Source organism: Pseudomonas sp. S1_G07 (assembly GCF_054668565.1).
Map to the genome: position 1 here is coordinate 4,245,535 of NZ_CP162778.1, position 20,931 is coordinate 4,266,465.

A 20,931-nucleotide genomic window follows, 5' to 3' on the forward strand; every position below is an offset into this window, starting at 1 on the left:
TTCAAAGGCGCGTGCCATGAAGCGACTGCATGTGATCGACTCCCACACCGGCGGCGAACCCACGCGCCTGATACTCACAGGCTTCCCCCCGCTCGCCGGCAACAGCATCGCCGCCCGGCTTGAGCACCTGCGTACCGAGCACGATGAATGGCGCCGCGCCTGCCTGCTGGAGCCGCGCGGCAACGACGTGCTGGTCGGCGCGCTGTACTGCGAACCGGTTTCGCCGGGCGCCACCTGCGGGGTGATCTTCTTCAACAACGCGGGCTACCTGGGCATGTGCGGCCACGGCACCATCGGCCTGGTTGCCTCGTTGCATTACTTGGGGCGTATCCAGCCGGGCGTGCATACCCTCGACACCGCCGTTGGCCCGGTGACGGCAACGCTGCATGCAGACGGCGCCGTGACCCTGCGCAACGTGCCCGCCTATCGTTATCGCCAGCAGGTGCCGGTGGACGTGCCCGGCCATGGCACGGTACGGGGCGATATCGCCTGGGGTGGCAATTGGTTTTTCCTGGTGTCACAACACGCTCACCGCTTGCAGATGGACAACGTCGACGCCCTCACCGACTACACCTGGGCGATGCTCAAGGCCCTGGAAGATCAAGGCGTCCAGGGTGCGGACGGGGCGCTGATCGACCATATCGAGCTGTTCGCCGATGACGACCACGCCGACAGCCGCAACTTCGTGATGTGCCCCGGCAAAGCCTATGACCGCTCGCCTTGCGGCACCGGCACCAGTGCCAAACTCGCCTGCCTGGCGGCCGACGGTTCCCTCGCCGAGGGTGAAACCTGGGTACAGGCCAGTATCACCGGCAGCCAATTCGAAGCCCGCTATGAATGGGACGGCGACCGTGTAACCCCCTTCATCACTGGCCGCGCCTACATGACCGCCGACAGCACCTTGCTGATCGATGCACAGGACCCGTTTGCCTGGGGCCTTAGCCCCGCATCCATTTGACTGAATGCCCCAAGGAGCCAGCACCATGAGCGACAACATCTTCACCGGTTGCATCCCCGCGCTGATGACCCCGTGCACCGACGCACGCACGCCCGACTTTGTCGCCCTGGTAGCCAAGGGCCGCGAGCTGATCGCGGCCGGTATGAGCGCCGTGGTGTACTGCGGCTCCATGGGTGACTGGCCGTTGCTCAGCGAGGCCGAGCGCCAGGAAGGCGTGGCGCGTCTGGTGGCGGCCGGCGTGCCGACCATCGTCGGCACTGGCGCGGTGAACAGCCGTGAAGCGGTGGCCCACGCCGCCCATGCGGCCAAGGTCGGCGCCCAGGGTTTGATGGTGATTCCGCGCCTGCTGTCCCGGGGCGCGTCGGCCACCGCACAAAAAGCGCACTTCTCGGCGATTCTCAAGGCCGCGCCCAACCTGCCGGCAGTGATCTACAACAGCCCGTATTACGGCTTTGCGACCCGCGCCGAGTTGTTCTTCCAATTGCGCCGCGAACACCCGAACCTGATCGGCTTCAAGGAGTTCGGTGGCGCGGCCGACCTGCGCTACGCCGCCGAACACATCACCTCTCAGGACGACAATGTGACGCTGATGGTCGGCGTCGACACCCAGGTGGTGCACGGGTTCGTCAACTGCAACGCCACCGGCGCCATCACCGGCATCGGCAACGCGCTGCCACGGGAAGTGCTGCACTTGGTGGCCCTGAGCACACAAGCGGCCGAGGGCGATGCCAAGGCCCGCCGCCTGGCGCATGAATTGGAGGCGGCACTGGCGGTGCTGTCGTCCTTCGACGAAGGCTGCGACCTGGTGCTGTATTACAAGTACTTGATGGTGCTCAACGGCGACCAAGGCTACGACCTGCATTTCAATGAGACCGATGTGCTCAGCGAGGCCCAGCGCCGCTATGCACAACACCAATACACACTGTTCCGCCAGTGGTACGCCAACTGGTCGGCTGAACAGCACATCGCCTGATTCGCACGGCGTTTACTTCACGGCCAGAGCGAGGTTTAGACAATGCGCGACTCAGCCCCGGCGGACATCGCCGTGATCGGTGCCGGCATCATCGGCGTCGCCTGCGCAATGCAGTTGGCGCGCCAGGGTCGGCGCGTGGTGGTGATCGACGCTCAGGAGCCCGGCATGGGTGCCTCCTACGGCAATGCCGGGCACCTGGCGACCGAGCAAGTGTTTCCCATCGCCGACATGTCGATCCTCAAACACTTGCCTGCGATGCTCCTGGACCCCATGGGCCCCCTGCGCCTGGACTGGCGCTACCTGCCCCGAGCCCTGCCCTGGTTTACTCGGCTGCTGCTGAACCTGCGCCCGGCAAGCTACCAGCGAACGGTGGCAGGTATTCGCGCGCTCAACGAAGGCAGCCTCGGTGCCTGGCAGCGTTTGCTGGCCAGCATCCAGCGCCCCGGCTTGCTGCGCCAGGATGGCTCGTTGCTGGTGTTCGAACGGGCGGGCTCACGGGCAGCGCTGGGCGCCCTGCAACAGCGGATGACAGAGCAGCAGGTGCCCGTAGCGTTCTGGTCGGGCGATGCCGTACACCAGGCCGCCCCGGCGTTGAGCGATGGCATTCAGGGCGGGCTGTTTTTCCCGGGTACCGGGCACTTTCTCGACCCTTACCAGGTGGTCGGCGAATTGGTGATGGCGGCCAAGGCCAGTGGCGTACAGTTCCTCAAGCGCGAGGTGCTGGATGCACGGGTTCAAGCACACGGCGTCACGCTGAGCACCGACCAAGGCAGCCTTACCACGCGCCAGGTGCTGATCGCCTGCGGCGCCCACTCGGCCAAACTCACCGCCGCACTCACGGGCAAAAAAGTCCCGCTGGACACCGAACGCGGCTATCACCTGATGCTGCCCCACGAGCAACAGCGCCTGCCCTTTGCCGTCACCTCCCTGGAGCGCAAATTCATCATGACCCCCATGGCGGGCGGCCTGCGCCTGGCCGGCACGGTGGAATTCGCCGGCCTGGAACGCCCCGCCGCCATGCAGCGTGCCTGGCAGTTGCATCGGTTGAGCAAGGGGTTGTTTCGTGAAGATCTGAATGCGCAGGACGCCACGCCCTGGATGGGCTTTCGGCCGTCATTGCCGGACTCGCTACCGATTATCGACCGGGTGTGTGAGGGGAAAGTGCTGCTTGCGTTCGGGCATCAGCATTTAGGCTTGACGCAGGCGGCGGTGACGGCCGAGCTGGTGGCCCGGCTGATGTCGCCAGGTGCGGCACCTGCGTGCTTGCCGGCGCCTGGGCCGTATCGGCTGGATCGGTTCTAGCGGCGTGGCTGCGATTGAAGAGGCGAGTTGCTCGGGGTGCATTAACGTTGGTTGTGGCTTTTTATCGTACGGTTGCTTGAGGCCCTCAAGAGCGCGTCGGCCATCTCTCGAATCTCATCCTGCCACCACAGTTTTTTTATCCAGTCCGTGGGGATCGCTTGAACCCCATAGTGCGCGCCGGCCAATTGCCCAACGATCGCGGCGGTGGTATCGGCGTCATCACCAAGGTTCGCGGCGCAAAGCACGGCCTCGGCAAAGCTATTGCTGTGATGGAAACACCACAACGCCGCTTCTAAAGACGCGACCGAATACCCCGACCCGTTGATGTCAGCGCTCGACTTGTCGCGGTACTCTCCGCGCGCGATGGCCATGACTTTCGGCGCAGACAACGACGTGCAGGATAAGCGCAACACCTCATCCTTGGCATCACCGCGCAACGCGTTGCAGATGGCTTGCGCGAGCACCAGGCAACATTCGATTGCCTCCTCGGCAGCGTGGGTGGTTCGCGAGCTCTGGATGGTGAATGTGCTGATATTGTCGGGGTCTGGAAAGTAGAACAACACCACGGGCGCCAGACGCATCATCGAACCATTGCCGGCGGAATACGGGGCGGTTGAACCTGCAAATGGGTTGCCGCTAGCCTCGAACGTCGCCAGCGCTTCGCGGACTGTCATGCCGATATCAAAACAATCCCCAGTAGCGCTCAAGTACCCCCATTTCCACCAGTTCAGATAACGCCCCATCTGATCGTTCGCGTCACAGCCACCTTTATGCAGCAGGCTTTCTGCCAGACACAGGGCCATCGATGTGTCGTCCGTCCACTGGCCCGGCTTGAGATTGAACGGGCCACCCCCGACCATATCCGTGACCGTGGAAAAACTGCCACGCGGCATGAATTCGACTGTGGTGCCGACAGCATCGCCGCAGGCCAGGCCCAGCAGGCTGCCGCGATAACGATCCAAAAGCGTGAGAGACATGTGCCTTCCCTGAAAAGTCATGCCGGGATGCATGAGCAGCGCTTACGTTACTTGACCAACCGCTTCTCTTTGGAGGGGCGATATCCGAAATACGAGCTGTAGCACTTGCTGAAGTGGCTCGGCGACACGAACCCGCAGGCCACCAGCACCTCTACCTGTGACAACTCGGTGTGCTGCAACAACCGACGCGCCTCGGTGACGCGCAGTTCCATGTAGTAGCGCTGCGGCGTGGTGCCCAGTTGCTCCTTGAACAAGCGCTCTAACTGGCGGCGCGAACGGCCGGCGTAAACGGCCAGTTGGTCGAGTTCCAGTGGTTCTTCCAGATTAGCGTCCATCAGCTTCACCACTTCGCGCAGGGGCGCGCTGACGCTGACATTTTCGGTGGGCTTGATGCGCCGATAGCGGGACTCCTCAAACGCCAGGATGTCTTCGATGCCTTCGACCAGGGCTTTGTCGTGCAGGCTTTTGATCCAGTCCAGGGCCATATGGAAGGCGCCGGAGGGGCTGGACGCGGTCAGGCGGTCGCGGTCGATCACGTAGGGTTCGCTGGTGACGTGGGTAGCCTTGGACACTTCGGCCAGCGCCGGGCGATGTTCGGGATGGATGGCGCAGCGATAGCCCTGCAGCAGCCCCGCACGGCCGAGGAACCAGGCGCCGTTCCACAGCCCGGCGAGGTGGATGCCGTGCTCGGCCGCCGTGCGTAACAGTTGGATGAAGTCTTCGCTGGCCTTGAGTTCGGTGCGAAAGCCGCCGCAGATCACGAGCAATTGCACGTCATGCAGCGCAGCCGTATCCAGGCGCGCATCGGGTCGGATGACCAGGCCCAGGTCGCTGATGACCTCACCCTCACCGCAGCCAAACGTGCGCGAGGCAAACAGGTCGGCGCGCAGCAGGTTGGCGGTGACGAAGGTGTCGAGGGTCTGGGTGAAGGCGGGTAAGGAGAAATGTTCCAGCAACAGGAAGCCGATACGGGTGACCGCCGTGGGCTGCGAGGTTTCGTTGAGGTAGCGCAGGTTTTTGCCTTTCATGCCGCCGCTGAATTGACGTCTTTCCATCGAGGGTTGGCCCACTCTTATTGTTGATGCAGGGGTGTCATCTTAGGGGGAAATGGGGTGGCTGTCTCAGGCGCTGCTCCCGAAGAACCCGCCACCGCGCAAAGCCCCTGACAGAGCCGCTGCAAGGGCATCTGATACGGTTTTTTCTTTACTATCTGCGTCTGTATTGAAATAGCGCCTGGGTGGACAATAGCGCCACTTCCCACTCCCCTTCCTGACGGAGGCCTTATGACCAAGATGGCGATTTTCCTGTTCGGCTTTTTAGTGCTGACCATCGGCATCGGCCTGCTGGCGACCATCTCGCCGGTTTAGCGCCTAGCCGGCAAACAACATCGGGTACAGCGACAGCACCAGTAAACCGGCCATCGACCCGTTGAACAACCGCAGCCAACGCGGCTCGCGCAGCACATTGCGCAAGCCGCTGCCACATCCCACCCACACGCACACACTGGGCAGGTTCACCAGCGCGAAGACCAGGGCAATCACCAGCACGTTGGTAATATAGCCCTCCGCCGGCGTATAGGTGGTGATCGCCCCCAATGCCATGATCCAGGCCTTGGGGTTTACCCACTGAAAAGCAGCCGCGCCCAGAAAGGTCATGGGTTTGCCGCGCGCATCATCGCTGTCGGACATACCGCCCGCCGTCGCGATCTTCCACGCCAGATACAGCAGATATGCCGCGCCCATATAGCGCAACACGGTGTAGGCCCAGGGGAATACCTTGAACACTTCGCCCAGCCCCAGCCCCACCGAAATCACCAGCAGCATGAAGCCAATGCTGATCCCGAGCGCATGGGGCATCGAACGGCGGAACCCGAAGTTCACCCCCGAGGCCAGCAACATGGTGTTATTGGGCCCTGGCGTGATCGAGGACACAAAGGCGAACAGCACAAAGGCTGAAAGCAGACTGCTGGATATAAACATGACGCGGCATCCCAACAAGGTGACAGGCCTGCGACAGTAATCACTTCTGCGGTCCGACGCCCCGTACAGCCAGGGGCGGATCGAGGCATACACTTGAGGTGCGCATACACCGCGCGCTTTCACAAACCTTTCACAGACGAGCGCCTATGGTAGACCCAGCTCCTAATGAACATCCCTTTTAGCCCGCGCCCCCATCGCGGGCTTTTCTTTGCCTTTGATTTATCCCGGACGGACGGGATGGAAGGTGGGATGATCGGAATGGGACGTCAACTCACGCAGTTATCAGCGCCAGGCGGAGAAATAGATGGAAAGGTTGATACAGGGCCTGGATGGGCCCAGAACCGCTCAGCAGGAGCTTTTTTACGACCTGGAAGACGCCGCGACTGTCATAGGCTGGTCGGTGACAGAACTGACGACCATGGCGGCGAATGACAGAACATCGGCCGAAGCGGTGGCGCTGATGAAGCTCTGCACGCTGCTGACGGCTCAGCAGCAAAAGCTGGCCATGTATGCGAGTGAAGCCAGGCACCAGCGCATCCTCAGGTCCGAGCCGAATGAGTGATGCCTGCCCCGTGCACCTCATGCCCCACTTGCATGGAAGGCCCCCATTGCTCAGGATAGCGGCCTGTTTTTAACCTCTGCAAGAAGGCTCGACGCATGAAGTTATTGCGTAAATGGCGCGAACACAAAGCGCGCAAGGCGTTGCGCGCACTCTCTGCCCTGGAGCGCTCGACGCAAAAACTGCGCAACCGCTATCCCAACTATAGTTTTGGCCTGGGCACCTACGGTGACCTGAAGGTTCACGACTGGCATGAGGGGACGACCCTGCGCGTCGGTGCGTATACGTCCATCGCCGGCAATGTGGAAGTGTACCTGGGCGGGCACCATCGCACCGATTGGCTCAGTTGCTACCCCTTCCCGGCCAAGGTCGACAGCGTCGCGCACATCACCGATTTTGGCGGCAGCAAAGGCGACGTGATCATTGGGAATGATTGCTGGATCAGCTCCCACGCAAAGATCCTGTCTGGCGTCACGATTGGCAATGGCGCGGTGGTAGCGGCAGGTTCAATGGTGACAAAGGATGTTGCGCCTTACTCCATCGTTGGCGGAAACCCGGCCAAGCATATCCGCTGGCGTTTTGACGAGCCGACTCGCCTGATCCTGGAACAATCCGCCTGGTGGGATTGGCCAGAGCAGGAGGTCCGTGCGATTGCACATTTGCTCTGCAGCCCGGATATCGCGCCATTTGTGGAATACCTTCAACAGCGCCCGCTGACGTGAAGCGCGACTTAAGGCTTAGCGCCTGAATGATCCAGCCACCGCCATGATGTAAGCCTGGCACGCACCCAGCGCGGTCAGGCCATGGCGCAAACCCTGCTGACAGGTGCGAAAGGGATCATTAATCCAGGGTAATAAAAAACCCCGTAGACGTTAATCTACGGAATCGAACCGGCCAACCCCGACACGATGGTCAACCTCCGATCTATCGTCGAGCCCCCTTCTCAGCCTTGATTATCTACCTGTCAACATTGACAGTTGTCGAACATCCGTTGTCGGTATCAAATCCAGAGTGTCGGAGGGGAAACTCTTCAAATAGCATTACTGCGGTTGTGCGTTATTAAGGAGATGAAAAATGGAGACCACCACCAGAACGGTTAAAAAAGGTGTAATTACGGACATTAGTGAGCCTTGGGAGCATGACGATCGTAAACCTTTTGCAACACCGAATCAAAAATGTTGGAAAGTGAGCGTCCAGCCAGATGACGGAACAGACATTAAACAAATCATCTACTGCGGGATGGTCAACTATCATAAAAAAAATGACCGGGTAAGCATTGCCATCATCGAGCGCGGCCTCTCACGCGAGGTGGTCTTTGACGAATAGGATTACCTGTAACGTCCGATCTGCATCCTCTAAACTTGCTTAAGACGGGCCAGTCAGGGGGCCAGGCGTTGCTTACCACTTTCAGCCAGTGCGCAAGCAATGAAGGGATATCATCAGACTCGCACGTACCGGTTACTGGGCGCTTGACGGAAGAAATGACAAAGCGTGTCTAACACCGAGTTGGAGACTGTGAAGCCTACGAAATAGCGACAGGTTGCGGAACCCAGCACCTGGAACCAAACAAAAAAAAACCCGTAACTCATTGAGCTACGGGTTTTTTGAGAGTGGAGGCCGAGGTCGGAATCGAACCGGCGTAGGTGGATTTGCAATCCACTGCATAACCATTTTGCTACTCGGCCTCAAACGATCAATGCCCTTGTCGCTGGCATTCACCGCATAAAAACTTGAGTGGGCTTTAAAGCCATGCCTCTACTCTAACTCATTGAATACATTGAAGTTTTTAATGCTTCGTTGCGTTCGATGGGCGCCATTATGTACTCATTTGCTTTTACCTGCAACCCCTTGATTTCGAAAATATTTCGCAACGGCATCAAGGGGTTGCGTGCCGGTCCTACTCCCGGATGCGCAGTGACTGGTACTGCGGGTCGGCCTTGATCTGCGCTTCGGTGAATGGCAGTGGGCGCAGTTTTTTCTCGGAGAAGGCTTGGGTTTGGTCCTTTGCGTATTTCGACGCAGGGTTGCTGGAAACCGAGAACGCGAGTAGCCCCTGGGCCTGCGGACCGTTGTCGTCAAAGGTGACGATTTGCAGGTAGCTGGTGCCGCTGACCACTTCGCGCTTGCCGTCGGCGCGGGGCACGGTTTGCATGGCGTTGTAGAGCCCCAGTTCCTGCGGGCCTCCGTGGATCGGGGTGTGGCCCGAGACCTGCACGTCGCCCCATCGGCTGGTGGCGGTCAGGCCCAGTTCGGCGACGCTTGCCGTGGAGGCCAGCATGGCTTCGCGCAAGGCCTTGGCCACTGGCGCGCGGTCGATGGCCAGGCCGCGTGGCGTGGTCAGCGGCTGGGTCGGGTCGAAGGCGACACGCCAGGCGTCGGGCAGTTGCCGCAGGTGTTCGATCAAGTTGATGAAGTGCACCAGGCCCACGCCGCTGTCGAGGTTGGCGTGCCGGTCCCAGTGTTTCAGGCTGGTGCACAGCAGTTGCAACTTGCTGGCGTCGGCGCCCAGGTATTTGTCGCAGAACTCCAGCAGGTCGGGCATGACTTGGCCGGCCAGGTATACCTCGTTGTCCATCACAATATTGCGCAGGTCGGCGATGGTGATCGGTTGCTTTTCCAGGGATTGCAGGCGTTGCAGGGCAAAACGCGCCCGTGGGCCCAGGCCGATATTCTCCTGGCTGATCACTGGCGAGAAACCGGTCAGCGGCGCCTTGGGGTTGGCCAGCCACGCCGAATCATTGGCGTGCTGCACGTAGTCGGTACGCGCCAGTTGCGGCAGTTGCTCAGCGGCGAAGATACCGGCCTGGGCCGCACGCGGGTCGATGTCCCAGGCACAGGCACTGTGGGCGCCGTCGAGCACGATCATTTGCAGGCCGGCACGTGGGTCGCTGCATTTGGCGAGTTTGGCCGCGCTGACGTTGGGCACCACCGACACGTTCATGTACAGGCTCTGGCCCTGGTCGTCGGCGGCCAGGGTGTTGACCCACGGGATGCCCTGCAGGCTGCGCACCGAGTGTTGCAGGGCCTTGAGGCTGGTAGCGCGGTTCATGGCATCCCACTGTTGCAGCACACGGTCGTTGCCCAGGTTGGCGTCACGCAGGCTGAACGCATAATGGTTGTCCCAATCCAGCTTGCCGGGCCATTGCACCACAGGGCCGAACGACGAGCTGTACACCGTATGACTCACGTCTTTCACGCTGCCGTCGGCTTGTTTGACCTGCACCTTCACCGCCGTTTTATCCAGGGCAATGGATTGGCCATCCAGCAGATAGCGCGTGGCGTCCTTGGGATCGAGGGTCAGGCGGTACAAGGTGAAATGCTTGGATGTATCCACCGTATGAGTCCAGGCCACATGCTGGTTAAAGCCGATATTGACCACCGGCAGGCCCGGCAGCGCGGCGCCCATCACGTTCAGTTGGCCAGGGAGGGTCAGGTGCATCTCGTAGAAGCGCATGCCGCCCACCCAAGGGAAATGCGGATTCGCCAGCAGCATGCCACGGCCGTTGAAGGAGCGATCACGCCCCACCGCCACGGCATTGCTGCCACGGTCAAGGGTGAAGCGCTGCTGGTTGGCGGCGGCGAGTTCAAATGCCTGAGCAGTGGGTTGCACACGGGCAGTGGCTTGAGGGGGAGCTGCGCCCACCAGGGCTTCTGCGAATTGGCCGATACCGCCCTCGACCAACAGCCTGCGGGTCAGTTTGACCAGGTCTTCGGCGACCAGCGGGCGTACCCACGCCGCCTGGCACTGTGCCGGGGCGCCCTGCTCTTTCAGATAACGGTTATAGCCGGCCACATAGCCTTCGATACGCTGCTTGATCTGCGGGCTCTGCGCCTGCCAGAACGTGGCCACCGCCTGCGGGGTATTGAGCCAGGTAAAGAACACATCGCTGGCGAGGTTGTTGCGCTCCTCCAGCGTGGCCTGTTCGGGGCCGAAGAACCTGGCACGCTGGCCATTCACCGTGACCACTTCATTGGCCAGCAGGCACAGGTTGTCCTGGGCGTAGGCATAGCCGATGCCGTAGCCCAGGCCACGCTCATCATTGGCGCGAATGTGGGGCACGCCAAAACCGGTACGCCGGATATCCGCCGACGCAGGCAGCGGCTCCTGCGCCGATGCGGCAAGGCTCAGCCCCAGCATCAGACCGGCCATGCACACCCTGGACAACCCATTGGAAATAATCACGCAGACTCCACAGTCAAATTGAACATCCTCACCGAGGCAGTTACCCCTGGGTAAGAACGCAAAAAACCGCGAAGAATTTAACCGCGCCACATGTTTATTGAAGGGCGGCGCACTGTGACAAAACTGACACTGACGAAATTTCTACATTCCGCGCTTCATGATTTCGCTCGCTCGTTCGTCTTATTAACTAAGAGCGCCGTCATTTTTCCTGATCAGGCTCTGATAAGGAGTTTTTGCATGTACAACCCGCAAGTGCCCACGGAAGGACATTCATCGGTGGCCGACGCCCATTTCGGCGACACCCAGCAAGCGTTCGGCAAAGCGTCCGAACAACACGGCAACCAGCGTATTCGCCACCTGCTCAAGTGCTTCGGTTTGCGTACCAGCCTGATTCGGCTGAAGGTCATCGACGCCCTGCTCACCGCCGCCGACAACCAGCGCACCCTCGGGGTGCGTGGCGTGCACAGCCACCTCTTGGCGCTGGGCATACCGTTATCGTTTCTCAGCGTGCGCGAGGTGCTCAAGCGCCTGTGCAGCGAGGGCGTGATCACCCTCAATGCCGACAAGAGCTACAGCCTCCACGAAGAGGCGGCCAAAGTACTCGAAGGCCGCGCCTGACTCACGGCACTTGAATCAGAGGGTGGGCTTGACCTTGCGACGCATCACGCCGTTGATCACCACCACTGTCACCGCGATTGCAATGGCGATGTATTGAAAAGTTTTTTCGCTGATAACCCCGGTGTTCTGCAGATAGGACAAGCCAAACATCGACCCCAGCACCACCAGGGAGATCAGAATCGAGTATTTCAAGCGTTGCTTTTGGGTCATGACGGGTTCCTGAACCTGAAAAAGTGTATCCACTGTGTGCCGCCGGACATTGCCTGCCATCGGGTCGGCAACGTCTTATCTTACAGGCGATAAAAAGCTTTGGCTTGTCCGACGCCAGATTGGCCGGAGGCATTTTCGTCTTTCAGTCTCAATCAAGTCTTACAACCCGCAGTATCTTCGGATGGAACCACAGCGAATGTTCCGCACACCCAGCAAGGGCGTCTGGGGAACAGGGAACCTCCTATAGGCAGGCGCTTAGTCCAGGCAAGTCTGAATAGGTACCCGTACATGATTAACACCACTGCGCTATCCCAACGTCCATTGCACATTCAGTTGTCGCCTCCCCCCGCCTTGAACCAGGCGCCCCCCTCAACGCGCAGCGCGCGATCCGCACCGCAACCATCTGCTGGCATCGAACAGCCCGCCGTCGGCGATGGCCTGCCGCAAATGCTGGCAAATAACCGCAACCTCAGAGCCCTGGGGCAAAAGCTCAACGAGACCGCCACACGCCTGGGGGTAAACGCCACGCCTCAGGCGATCCTCGCGGCGTTGAAGACGACCACCCTGAACATCGATCCGGGTTCATCCGAACACACACAAACCGGCGATTCCGTGACCCTGGAGAGCTACATCACCGCCAAAGGCCTGGCGCTACCCAACAGCCACTTCTCATTGACCGCCCTGGCGGACGCCGTGCTCAACAGGGCCCTGGAACACCCCTTGGGCAATTTCGGCGGTGGCCTGTCCTGGCCCCTCCCCCTCAGCGCTGACGAGCAACGTACGCTGATCAATACGATCAACCACCATACCCTGCGCCATCCGAACCCACCCGAGATGGGCGCCAGCCTTAGCCTGCTGGAATACCTGAACAGCAACCAGCCACCCTCCGGTGATGCACTCAACGACCCGGCAAAAGCGCTCGAAGCCATCATCAGCACCCCGCGCGCACAGGCCCTGGGGCAGGCGCTGCAAACCCAATTGAAAGGCATTGCCACGGACACCAGCGTCTACGATTACACCCTGGCAGCCCTCAACCTGGCACTGGATCCGGAATCCCCCGATCATCCACGTCCAACCCAGCTCGCCGGTTTTGAACTCACAGGCGAACAAAACTGGGGCAAGCCCGCTTCGGCATTGCTCGCCAGCCTGAGCGAGCACCTGAGCGAAGAAGGCATCACCACAGCGGAAATGGCCAAGGTCGGCGCTTACCTGTTATTGGCCAGGAAGGCGCCTGAACTGCTGATCAAGGACATTCCCGCCAGCGTGACCTATGGCAGCCCCGCGTGGGTCAGCCTGTCGATCGCCGCCGCCACGATTGAGGCCCAAACCCCTGGGAAAGTGCCGGGCATGACTTTCGCCCAAGTCATGTCGGCCGCTGAGAACGCCAGCCTGCAAGACCACGCCGTCACTCAACAGGCACAGCGTGCAGCACTGCGGGTCTGGGGGGTGGTCAACGGCGTTATCAGCAGGGAAGAAGCCGAGCGCTACGACAGCCCTGAGGTCGAAAAAGTCAGGAGTGCATTCAATCTCCAGGCGAATGAACGGATAGAGGCGTCCAGCCAGATCCAGACTGAAATACCCAGCCGCAAAGCCATCGCCCTGGCAAAACTCAAAGAACGCTTTGGCGAGCACGTGCCATTTGAAGAAAAACTCTTGAAGGTCAAGGACACCCGCCAGCCTCACAATCAGCCGCTCTACGACCCAAATCGCGCACCTGCTGGCCTGCACTCGCTGCTGGATATCGCCATGAGCGGGCTGCATAACTACACGTGGGAGAGCGAAGACCCGCGCATCCTCGACGCAACGCAAGGCAAGTCGCTCAGATTCGACGTGAACACCGTGTTCAACGAGCAATTCACCCAGGCGATCGAGGCGCGCAAAAAAGGCATTGCGACAACCGTCAAACACTTGATCGCTCAGCTCCCACTGGCCGACAGGCAAAACCTGGAATACGGCAAGCTGGAGTTCTTTCAAAACAACACCTACAAGCTGGGTGCAGGTTTCACCGGCAAGACACTGGAGGAAAAAAACCCAACGTTGCTGGTTAAAGCCACGCGTGGCGAGGATGAGACGGTTTATAAGATTGATGTGAAACAGGGCTCCATCGCGGTAGTCCCAAGCACCGTGCTGACTCAAGCACGCGAGCGTAAAGCCAACCTGGTCTTTCCAATAGAGAAGTTCACCCCCACCAAGGCCAGCGCAGCCCAATTGGGCCAGGATACCGGTGCAGGCACCCCACCGCCGGTGCCCTCCAGCTTTTCAAGCGCGCGAACAAACACCATCGCCGAGGTGTTTGTAGAGCACCTGGATGTCGACAACGAGGAGGTGGTCAAGCAGGCCAAAGGCACCAGCAGCTACGACCAACAGCTGGCGTCGGAGTGGAAAGTAATCAATTTTCTCCTGGATCTCGTTCCACTCAGATCCGCCATCGTCAACTTCCAGAACGGCAACTACCTGGACGGTGCGCTGGACTTGGGCATGGATATTTTCGGCTTCATCACAGCCGGCGCCGGCACGGTATCGAAGGTGGCAAAAGTCGGTGCCAAGGCGCTCAGCACGACGGCCAAGGCGTTGCAGGTGGCGAAAATCCTCGGCACCACGGTCATCGGAGAGTTGAACCCATTGAATGGCCTGGGCGACATGGTGCGGGGCGGCACACGGCTGATCGGCAAGGGTATTGAAAAACTCAGGAGTGCCTCGATCATTACCGACCCCCACTACGGCGCAGTCACCTTAGGCACCTTCAAGGCATCAGGCCGAACCGTGGAGGGCAGCACCGTGCTCAGCAACGGCCAGCACTATGCATACGACCCAATCAAAATGACACCTTACGGCCCGCCGCTGGAAGACTTCAACCCGCTTGATACGCTGGCGCCTTTCTCGCCCAATACGCTATCACCGCGACAGCAACGCCCCCATCGCTATAACCCGCTGAGCACCCACAACCGTCCGCTACGAGTGAGAAAACCATTGCCCGATGGAGACTACGTGGAGAGCCTCAAAGGCAAGCTGGAGCCGGACCATTTCAAGCCAGACACCAAGCTGAAAACCATGGCCAAGTTCAACGATGAGATGAATGAATATTATGCCGCTATCAAGCAGACCGGCCTTCCACCGCGCCCCCCTCTGCCCCCCATGCCAAAGCCGGTCTCTGTCCCCGAACTGCTCGAAGAAGCCTTGAAGGTTTCACCTGGAATCGTTTTGGGGGAGTCACATAAACAGACGGCAAGCTTCAGGGTGTTGTTCGACAATGCAGAGACGTTAAAGAAACAGGGCGTGAAAAAAGTGTATTTCGAAGGCTTGATCGATAGGCCGGAAGGGTTGGTCGATGACGGGATTGGCCTGCTTGCGCCAAAAGACCCTCGCCCTCGCACCCCCAATCTCCCGCCGCCGCCCCGCATCCCTCGCACCGACCCCACCCTTGCAGAGCTGCTCACCAAGCTTGCGGACAATGGCATAGAAGCCATGCCGCTTGACCACTACTACCTCACCCGACACAACGATGTTCGCCAGCTACTCGATAAGACAGAAAAAGGATCAGGCTCTGTACGTCGGCTCGAGGAACTCAACTACTACGCCGCAGAAACCATCCAGGCCACTTCGGGAACGGAGAAGTGGGTGGCTTTGGTAGGGCATTCACATATGAATACCTCCGAAGGCGTCCCCGGTATCGCGGAGTTGACGGGGGCTATTGGCATAGGCGTTTTTAACAACGCCAACGTGCCCAAGCATCTTGGTTTAAAAGTGCTGGGCCGCGCGCCTGATCCGGCTCAGCCGATCAGCGCAGGCAGTATCCCAGGCGACCTGCAGATCTACATCAAGCCGCGAGTGTAACCCTTCGATCAACGTGTCTTTGAGGTTTCACAAAGTCAGCGGGCAACAGCCAGGCGCCTAACGTAAAGCGCAAACCTAGCGTTGCAGCCCGCTGCCCGGTTGGGCACACAGCTCGACCAGCCAATCCACAAAGACGCGCACCCGCTGCGACAGCTGGCGGTGCTGCGGGTACAGGGCGCTCAGGGCCATCCTGGGTACCGCCAACTGCGGCAGCACCTCCACCAGCGCGCCCTCGGCCAGGCGCTGCCGGGCGTGGTAGTACGGCGCCTGGATCAACCCATACCCGGCCTCGCACGCGCAGAAGTAACCGTCGGCGCTGTTCACCGCGACCACCTTGGGCAGGTTGACCGCACGCAGTTCGGCGCCGAGCACAAACTCCAGGCCAAAACGTTTGCCGCTGACGCTGGACACGTACTCGACCATGTGATGCCGGGCCAGGTCGTCCAAGCACTCGGGCGTGCCCATGCGTCGTAGGTAGTCGGGGCTGGCCAAGGTGATTTGATCCATCATCGCCAACGGCCTGGCCACCAGCGACTCGTCCAGCGCCAGGCCGCCGCGCAGCACGCAATCCACGCCTTCGCGGATCAGATCGACCGGGCGGTCGTTCAAGCCGATTTCCAAGTCGATCTGCGGGTAACGGGCGGTAAACGTCGGCAAGGCGGGGATCACCAGGAAACGGCCGATACCCGACGGCATATCGATACTCAACGTACCGCGCGGGTTCTGGCGGCGAGTGGAAAACACCGCCTCGGTTTCTTCCAGGTCCGTCAGCAACTGTACGCATCGTTGGTAATACGCGGTGCCGTCCAGGGTCGGGTTGACCTGGCGCGTGGTGCGCTGCAGCAACTGCACGCCCAGGTGCGCCTCCAATTGCTTGATCAACACAGTCACCGAAGCACGGGGCAGTTGCAGGCTGTCAGCGGCCTTGGCGAAGCCGCCCAACTCGACAATGCGGGTGAATACGCGCATGGCGTGGAAACGATCCAAGGGAGGGGCTCCTCAAGAGATTATTTAGATATTACGAATAGTGATAGCGGTTTTAGCCGGTTTATCCCGCTTTTGTCGAGGATAACAATAGAACCCTTCCCTACCCCTGGAGCTGAACCCATGCACACTCGTCAACTCGGCACACATGGCCCCCTCGTTTCCGCCATCGGCCTCGGCTGCATGGGCATGACCGATTTCTACGCCCCTGGCAGCGACACCAGCGAAGCCACCGCCACCTTGCACCGCGCCCTCGAGCTGGGCGTGAATTTCCTCGACACCGCCGACATGTACGGCCCGCACACCAACGAACAACTGATCGGCAAAGCCATCGCCGGCAAACGTGACCAGGTGTTCCTGGCCAGCAAGTTCGGCATCGTGCGCGACCCCGCCCACCCGACGCTGCGCGGCGTCAATGGGCGCCCGGAGTACATCCGCAACGCCATCAACGGTACCTTGCAACGGCTGGGCGTGGAAACCCTGGACCTGTACTACCAGCATCGCATCGACCCGGACGTGGCCATTGAAGAGACCGTCGGCGCCATGGCCGAACTGGTGCAGCAGGGCAAGGTGCGTTACCTGGGCCTGAGCGAGGCCAGCGCCGCCACGCTGGAGCGGGCGCACAAGGTCCATCCGATCAGTGCGTTGCAAAGCGAATTCTCCCTGTGGAGCCGCGACCCGCAGGAAAACGGCTGCCTCGCCGCCTGCCAACGCCTGGGTATCGCATTTGTGCCCTACAGCCCGCTGGGCCGCGGTTTCCTCACCGGTGCACTGAAAAGCCCGGAAGACTTCGGCGCCGATGACTACCGTCGTTTCAGCCCGCGTTTCCAAGGCGAGAACTTTGCCAAGAACCTGCTGTTGGTCAAGCAAGTGCAGGCGCTGGCGGCCGACAAGGGCGTTACGGCCGGGCAGCTGGCGTTGGCCTGGGTACTGGCCCAAGGCGAGTTCATCATTCCGATCCCGGGGACCAAACAACGCGTCTACCTGGAGGAAAACATCGCGGCGGTGTCGATCCGGCTCAGCCCAACCGAGCGGGCGGCGCTGGATGCGATCTTCCCCGCCGATGCCACGGCCGGCCTGCGCTACCCAGAGGCAATCATGGCCATGCTGGATATCTGATCTACCCTTGCCAGGAGCGTCGTTAATCGGCGCTCCGGCTTTCTTGCACCATCGTATCTAAAGGTCCCATTCGCCAAGCCGATAGCCCTACGAAGCTCTAACAAAGCCGCGTCGACAATAAACGCTTCGTAAGGACGACCTCCATGCCCCCACTGCGCTCCATCCAAGCTCGCTACACCCTGTTTCTGGTGCTGTTCGTCCTGGTGTTATTGGTGTTGACCGTCGTCGGAATCGGCCAGATGGTCGCGCCCACGCTGCGACACACCGAAGAACAGGTGGTGCTCAACCGCATCAGTGAGGTGGCTGAACAGATTCAGGGCGAGCTGAATAAAGTCCAGGCCCAGCAACGCACCATCACCCAGACCATTCCCCTGCTCGACAGCGACGCCATCGACAAGGTCCTGCCCGGCCTGGTGGACCAGTACGGCGAGCTGAAGGTGTTCGGCGGCGGTATCTGGCCGCTGCCCAACCAGCGCACACCGGGGCGCAACAAGCACAGTACGTTCTGGCACCGCGATGCCTCCGGCAAGCTGGCGGTGAACACCTTCTGGAACAGCGACCCCGCGCCCAACTACTACGACCAGAGCTGGTACAAAGGCGGACTCGCCGCACCGCGCGGGCAATGTGCCTGGGCCGCGGCCTACAAAGACGACGCCAGCCAGGAGCCACGCACCAACTGCGCCATGGCGATCCAGCGCGATGGCGCGGCGTACGGCGTGGCCACCATCGACGTGACCCTGGGCTTCTTCAATGACCTGGTGGCCAGCAAGGAAAAAGACATAGGCGGGCAAATGCTGATCGTCGAGGGCGACGGCAAGATCATCAGCAACAGCACGCGCCTGAGCAGCCCGGTGGTGTTGAAGAACATCAGCGAGCTCACCGGCACCTCGGCGTTCGCCGCCCAGATCAGCAAAGCCCTGGCCCACCGTGACCAGGCGCTGCAACGCAGCGAATTCGATAACGGCGGCGTGGCCAGCACCTTCTATATGCGCCCGATCCAAGGCACGCCGTGGTTCCTTGCCACCGCCCTGCCCACCTCGTTGATTACCGCCCAGCGTGACGATGTACTCGGCAGCCTGGCGTTGCTGCAAATCCCCATGGTATTGCTGCTGGTACTGCTGGCGGTGTATGCGATCCGCCAATTGGTGCAGCGCATGAAAATCCTGAAAACCAATATCGATGCCCTGTCCACCGGCGACGCCGACCTGACGCGCCGCATCACCATCCGCGCCGAGGACGAACTGGGCGCCATCGGCCATTCGGTGAACCGCTTTATCGTCTACCTGCAGAACATGATCGGCGAAGTGACCCAGGCCACTGGCGCCATGTCCTCGGGTCTTGAGCAATTGCAGCAGACCTCGGCGCACACCAATAGCATTCTGGTGCGCCACGCCTCGGAGACCGACCAGACCGTCACCGCCATTACTGAGATGAGTTCCACCGCCGACACCGTGGCGCAAAATGCAGCAGAAACAGCGTCCTTCACCCAGCGCGCCAATGAACATGCGGACCGTTCCCGCGTGGTGGTGGGCGAAGCGTCCACCAGCGTCAGCGCCTTGATCGGCGAGGTCGCCAGTGCCACCCAGACCGTGGAAAACATGCGCCAGGACGCCGCGCGCATCACCGAAACCCTGGGCGTGATCGGTGCGATTGCCGGCCAGACCAACCTGCTGGCGCTCAACGCGGCGATTGAAGCGGCGCGGGCCGGCGAACAAGGCCGCGGCTTTGCGGTGGTGGCCGACGAAGTGCGGGCATTGGCCGCGCGCACCCAGGCCAGCACCTCGCAGATCAACGAGATGCTGGCACGCCTGACCACGGGGGTGAGCTCGTCGGTGGCCGCGATGGAAAACACCCAGGCCAGTTGCCAGTCGGCAGCGGATGCCACCGCGCGGGTCAACACGGGGCTGGATGAAATGGCCGGCTCGGTCAGCCATATCAACAACCTCAGCACCCAGATCGCCACGGCCGCCGAACAGCAAAGTGCGGTCACCGAGGAGATCAACCGCAGCATGGTACAAATCCGACATATGGTCGAAGAGCTGGTGCAGAGCGGTCATGCTACTGAAACCAATACGCAAAGCCTGCTGGACGCCAATGGTCGGGTGATCAGCCTGATGAGTCGCTTCAAAGTCCGTTGACCCATTGCCCGGACACTCCCGTGCAAAGCACGGGAGTAGGACTATTCTCATAACTCTCTGTCGCCACACAGGAGGTGTGAGATGCGCGCTGTCGAGCCGTCGGTCCGCTTGGAACGGATCAGTCAGGAACGCTTTATCCAGGCCCCTATCGATGCCGTTTACGACTATGTGACCCAGCCGGATCGCTGGCACGAATGGCACCCTACCTCCCTCGGTGCCGAAACCGGCACCACCGGTTCGCTCCCCGCCGGCAGCCGCTTTACCGAGTTCATCGACCTGCTGGGCATACGCGTGCCCATGAGCTACCGGGTGCAGGTCGCCCAGCGTCCCGGCGAATTCAAGACGGTCTTCACATCCCTGGCGGTCGACGGTTCCATTCACTATTTCCTGCAGCCCTTTCGCGGCGGCACGCTGTTCAAGCGTGTGTTGACCTACGAAACCGAACTGCAACTGGTCGCCCTGCATGAGCGTATGACTGAACTGTCGGCCGTTGCACTGGATCGGCTCAAGCACCGATTGGAAAACCCACCTTCAGTATAATTTTGAAACATTACCCCCCCTCCGCGTGACCGTGGGCGCTGGCTTGCCTGCGATGAGGTCGTCATGATCGCCAGCGATCCGATGACCTCACCACTTCAAGAGACCGGTATGAAAACACCCTTTCGATTTGCCCTGCTTTGCGCGCTGTTCTGCGCCCCCCTGGCCCAGGCTGCCGAGCTGATTCCCATCGACGTGCACCGTGACGCCAACTGCGGCTGCTGCAAAAAATGGATCAGCCACTTGGAAAGCAACGGTTTCAAGGTCAATGACCATGTCGAAGCCGATATGAGCGCCGTCAAACAACGCTTGGGCGTGGCACCGCACCTGGGCTCGTGCCATACCGCCGTGATCGACGGCAAGTTCGTCGAAGGCCACGTGCCGGCCGAACAGGTGCTGGCCTTGCGCAAGCGCGACGATCTGCTCGGCATCGCGGCACCGGGCATGCCGATGGGTTCGCCCGGCATGGAAGTCGAGGGACGCGGTGAGGCCTATCAAGTCATCGGCTTGACCCGTGACGGTAACGATGTGGTGGTGGCCAAGTACCCGGCGCACTGATC

The 20,931-nt window shown here is 60.7% G+C and carries 18 protein-coding genes and 1 tRNA gene; 12 read left to right on the top strand and 7 right to left on the bottom strand.

The window, feature by feature from the left end; genetic code table 11:
* The first annotated feature begins 16 nt into the window (after positions 1 to 16).
* From AB4O05_RS19315 to AB4O05_RS19325, 3 genes are read left to right on the top strand one after another with little or no spacing between them, the layout of a single operon-like run.
* Entirely contained in the window at positions 17 to 958 is a 942-nt protein-coding gene (locus AB4O05_RS19315) for a 4-hydroxyproline epimerase (RefSeq protein ID WP_460135928.1), read from the top strand.
* A gap of 25 nt (positions 959 to 983) precedes the next feature.
* A complete protein-coding gene (locus AB4O05_RS19320; RefSeq protein ID WP_460135926.1) occupies positions 984 to 1,931 on the top strand; it encodes a dihydrodipicolinate synthase family protein in 948 nt (315 codons plus the stop codon).
* A 42-nt stretch (positions 1,932 to 1,973) separates the two neighbouring features.
* Entirely contained in the window at positions 1,974 to 3,233 is a 1,260-nt protein-coding gene (locus tag AB4O05_RS19325; RefSeq protein WP_460135925.1) for an NAD(P)/FAD-dependent oxidoreductase, read from the top strand.
* 41 nt (positions 3,234 to 3,274) lie between these two features.
* Here AB4O05_RS19325 and AB4O05_RS19330 read toward each other — a convergent pair whose 3' ends face one another.
* The 3 genes from AB4O05_RS19330 to AB4O05_RS19340 all read right to left on the bottom strand — a co-directional run bounded on the left by AB4O05_RS19330 (position 3,275) and on the right by AB4O05_RS19340 (position 6,189).
* Positions 3,275 to 4,210, bottom strand: a complete 936-nt coding sequence (locus AB4O05_RS19330) for an ADP-ribosylglycohydrolase family protein (protein WP_460135923.1) — start codon at positions 4,208 to 4,210, stop codon at positions 3,275 to 3,277.
* 47 nt (positions 4,211 to 4,257) lie between these two features.
* Entirely contained in the window at positions 4,258 to 5,238 is a 981-nt protein-coding gene (locus AB4O05_RS19335) for a GlxA family transcriptional regulator (RefSeq protein WP_460137541.1), read from the bottom strand.
* A gap of 342 nt (positions 5,239 to 5,580) precedes the next feature.
* Entirely contained in the window at positions 5,581 to 6,189 is a 609-nt protein-coding gene (locus tag AB4O05_RS19340; RefSeq protein ID WP_460135922.1) for a LysE family translocator, read from the bottom strand.
* A gap of 304 nt (positions 6,190 to 6,493) precedes the next feature.
* Between AB4O05_RS19340 and AB4O05_RS19345 the strand changes: the two genes are divergently transcribed.
* The 3 genes from AB4O05_RS19345 to AB4O05_RS19355 all read left to right on the top strand — a co-directional run bounded on the left by AB4O05_RS19345 (position 6,494) and on the right by AB4O05_RS19355 (position 8,074).
* Positions 6,494 to 6,751 carry a hypothetical protein gene (locus AB4O05_RS19345; protein ID WP_460135921.1) on the top strand — a complete coding sequence of 86 codons (258 nt, stop codon included), beginning with the start codon at positions 6,494 to 6,496 and terminating at the stop codon, positions 6,749 to 6,751.
* Between the two features lie 95 nt (positions 6,752 to 6,846).
* The gene (locus AB4O05_RS19350) at positions 6,847 to 7,470 is read left to right on the top strand and encodes a CatB-related O-acetyltransferase (protein WP_460135920.1); all 624 of its coding nucleotides are present in this window, start codon (positions 6,847 to 6,849) and stop codon (positions 7,468 to 7,470) included.
* 352 nt (positions 7,471 to 7,822) lie between these two features.
* On the top strand, positions 7,823 to 8,074 hold the full coding sequence (locus tag AB4O05_RS19355) for a hypothetical protein (RefSeq protein WP_460135919.1): 252 nt from the start codon (positions 7,823 to 7,825) through the stop codon (positions 8,072 to 8,074).
* 285 nt (positions 8,075 to 8,359) lie between these two features.
* On the opposite strand, the gene AB4O05_RS19360 is transcribed toward AB4O05_RS19355, so the two are convergent.
* A tRNA-Cys gene (locus AB4O05_RS19360) sits at positions 8,360 to 8,433 on the bottom strand.
* A gap of 212 nt (positions 8,434 to 8,645) precedes the next feature.
* Positions 8,646 to 10,931, bottom strand: a complete 2,286-nt coding sequence (pvdQ, locus tag AB4O05_RS19365; RefSeq protein WP_460135918.1) for a bifunctional acylase PvdQ — start codon at positions 10,929 to 10,931, stop codon at positions 8,646 to 8,648.
* 237 nt (positions 10,932 to 11,168) lie between these two features.
* On the opposite strand from pvdQ, the gene AB4O05_RS19370 reads away from it, so the two are divergent.
* On the top strand, positions 11,169 to 11,549 hold the full coding sequence (locus tag AB4O05_RS19370) for a fe2+ zn2+ uptake regulation protein (protein WP_460135917.1): 381 nt from the start codon (positions 11,169 to 11,171) through the stop codon (positions 11,547 to 11,549).
* Between the two features lie 15 nt (positions 11,550 to 11,564).
* Here AB4O05_RS19370 and AB4O05_RS19375 read toward each other — a convergent pair whose 3' ends face one another.
* Positions 11,565 to 11,759: a hypothetical protein gene (locus AB4O05_RS19375; protein WP_460135916.1), complete on the bottom strand. Its 195-nt coding sequence runs from the start codon at positions 11,757 to 11,759 to the stop codon at positions 11,565 to 11,567.
* Positions 11,760 to 12,308: 549 nt separating this feature from the next.
* On the opposite strand from AB4O05_RS19375, the gene AB4O05_RS19380 reads away from it, so the two are divergent.
* Positions 12,309 to 15,593: a membrane-targeted effector domain-containing toxin gene (locus AB4O05_RS19380; RefSeq protein ID WP_460164782.1), complete on the top strand. Its 3,285-nt coding sequence runs from the start codon at positions 12,309 to 12,311 to the stop codon at positions 15,591 to 15,593.
* Between the two features lie 75 nt (positions 15,594 to 15,668).
* Here the strand turns inward: AB4O05_RS19380 and AB4O05_RS19385 are convergent, their stop codons facing one another.
* A complete protein-coding gene (locus tag AB4O05_RS19385; RefSeq protein ID WP_460135913.1) occupies positions 15,669 to 16,580 on the bottom strand; it encodes a LysR family transcriptional regulator in 912 nt (303 codons plus the stop codon).
* Positions 16,581 to 16,700: 120 nt separating this feature from the next.
* Between AB4O05_RS19385 and AB4O05_RS19390 the strand changes: the two genes are divergently transcribed.
* The 4 genes from AB4O05_RS19390 to AB4O05_RS19405 all read left to right on the top strand — a co-directional run bounded on the left by AB4O05_RS19390 (position 16,701) and on the right by AB4O05_RS19405 (position 20,929).
* Positions 16,701 to 17,696: an aldo/keto reductase gene (locus tag AB4O05_RS19390; RefSeq protein WP_460135912.1), complete on the top strand. Its 996-nt coding sequence runs from the start codon at positions 16,701 to 16,703 to the stop codon at positions 17,694 to 17,696.
* 143 nt (positions 17,697 to 17,839) lie between these two features.
* Positions 17,840 to 19,834, top strand: coding sequence for a methyl-accepting chemotaxis protein (locus AB4O05_RS19395; RefSeq protein ID WP_460135911.1), 1,995 nt, complete (start codon positions 17,840 to 17,842; stop codon positions 19,832 to 19,834).
* An 81-nt stretch (positions 19,835 to 19,915) separates the two neighbouring features.
* Positions 19,916 to 20,374, top strand: coding sequence for an SRPBCC family protein (locus AB4O05_RS19400; protein ID WP_460135910.1), 459 nt, complete (start codon positions 19,916 to 19,918; stop codon positions 20,372 to 20,374).
* Between the two features lie 108 nt (positions 20,375 to 20,482).
* The gene (locus tag AB4O05_RS19405; RefSeq protein WP_460135909.1) at positions 20,483 to 20,929 is read left to right on the top strand and encodes a DUF411 domain-containing protein; all 447 of its coding nucleotides are present in this window, start codon (positions 20,483 to 20,485) and stop codon (positions 20,927 to 20,929) included.
* Positions 20,930 to 20,931: the final 2 nt, after the last annotated feature.

What these genes read in the sequence shown, in the direction of transcription:
- AB4O05_RS19315 (WP_460135928.1), top strand. Translation starts at nt 17, where the DNA reads ATGAAGCGACTGCATGTGATCGACTCCCACACCGGCGGCGAACCCACG.
- AB4O05_RS19320 (WP_460135926.1), top strand. Translation starts at nt 984, where the DNA reads ATGAGCGACAACATCTTCACCGGTTGCATCCCCGCGCTGATGACCCCG.
- AB4O05_RS19325 (WP_460135925.1), top strand. Translation starts at nt 1,974, where the DNA reads ATGCGCGACTCAGCCCCGGCGGACATCGCCGTGATCGGTGCCGGCATC.
- AB4O05_RS19330 (WP_460135923.1), bottom strand. Translation starts at nt 4,210, where the DNA reads ATGTCTCTCACGCTTTTGGATCGTTATCGCGGCAGCCTGCTGGGCCTG.
- AB4O05_RS19335 (WP_460137541.1), bottom strand. Translation starts at nt 5,238, where the DNA reads ATGAAAGGCAAAAACCTGCGCTACCTCAACGAAACCTCGCAGCCCACG.
- AB4O05_RS19340 (WP_460135922.1), bottom strand. Translation starts at nt 6,189, where the DNA reads ATGTTTATATCCAGCAGTCTGCTTTCAGCCTTTGTGCTGTTCGCCTTT.
- AB4O05_RS19345 (WP_460135921.1), top strand. Translation starts at nt 6,494, where the DNA reads ATGGAAAGGTTGATACAGGGCCTGGATGGGCCCAGAACCGCTCAGCAG.
- AB4O05_RS19350 (WP_460135920.1), top strand. Translation starts at nt 6,847, where the DNA reads ATGAAGTTATTGCGTAAATGGCGCGAACACAAAGCGCGCAAGGCGTTG.
- AB4O05_RS19355 (WP_460135919.1), top strand. Translation starts at nt 7,823, where the DNA reads ATGGAGACCACCACCAGAACGGTTAAAAAAGGTGTAATTACGGACATT.
- AB4O05_RS19370 (WP_460135917.1), top strand. Translation starts at nt 11,169, where the DNA reads ATGTACAACCCGCAAGTGCCCACGGAAGGACATTCATCGGTGGCCGAC.
- AB4O05_RS19375 (WP_460135916.1), bottom strand. Translation starts at nt 11,759, where the DNA reads ATGACCCAAAAGCAACGCTTGAAATACTCGATTCTGATCTCCCTGGTG.
- AB4O05_RS19390 (WP_460135912.1), top strand. Translation starts at nt 16,701, where the DNA reads ATGCACACTCGTCAACTCGGCACACATGGCCCCCTCGTTTCCGCCATC.
- AB4O05_RS19395 (WP_460135911.1), top strand. Translation starts at nt 17,840, where the DNA reads ATGCCCCCACTGCGCTCCATCCAAGCTCGCTACACCCTGTTTCTGGTG.
- AB4O05_RS19400 (WP_460135910.1), top strand. Translation starts at nt 19,916, where the DNA reads ATGCGCGCTGTCGAGCCGTCGGTCCGCTTGGAACGGATCAGTCAGGAA.
- AB4O05_RS19405 (WP_460135909.1), top strand. Translation starts at nt 20,483, where the DNA reads ATGAAAACACCCTTTCGATTTGCCCTGCTTTGCGCGCTGTTCTGCGCC.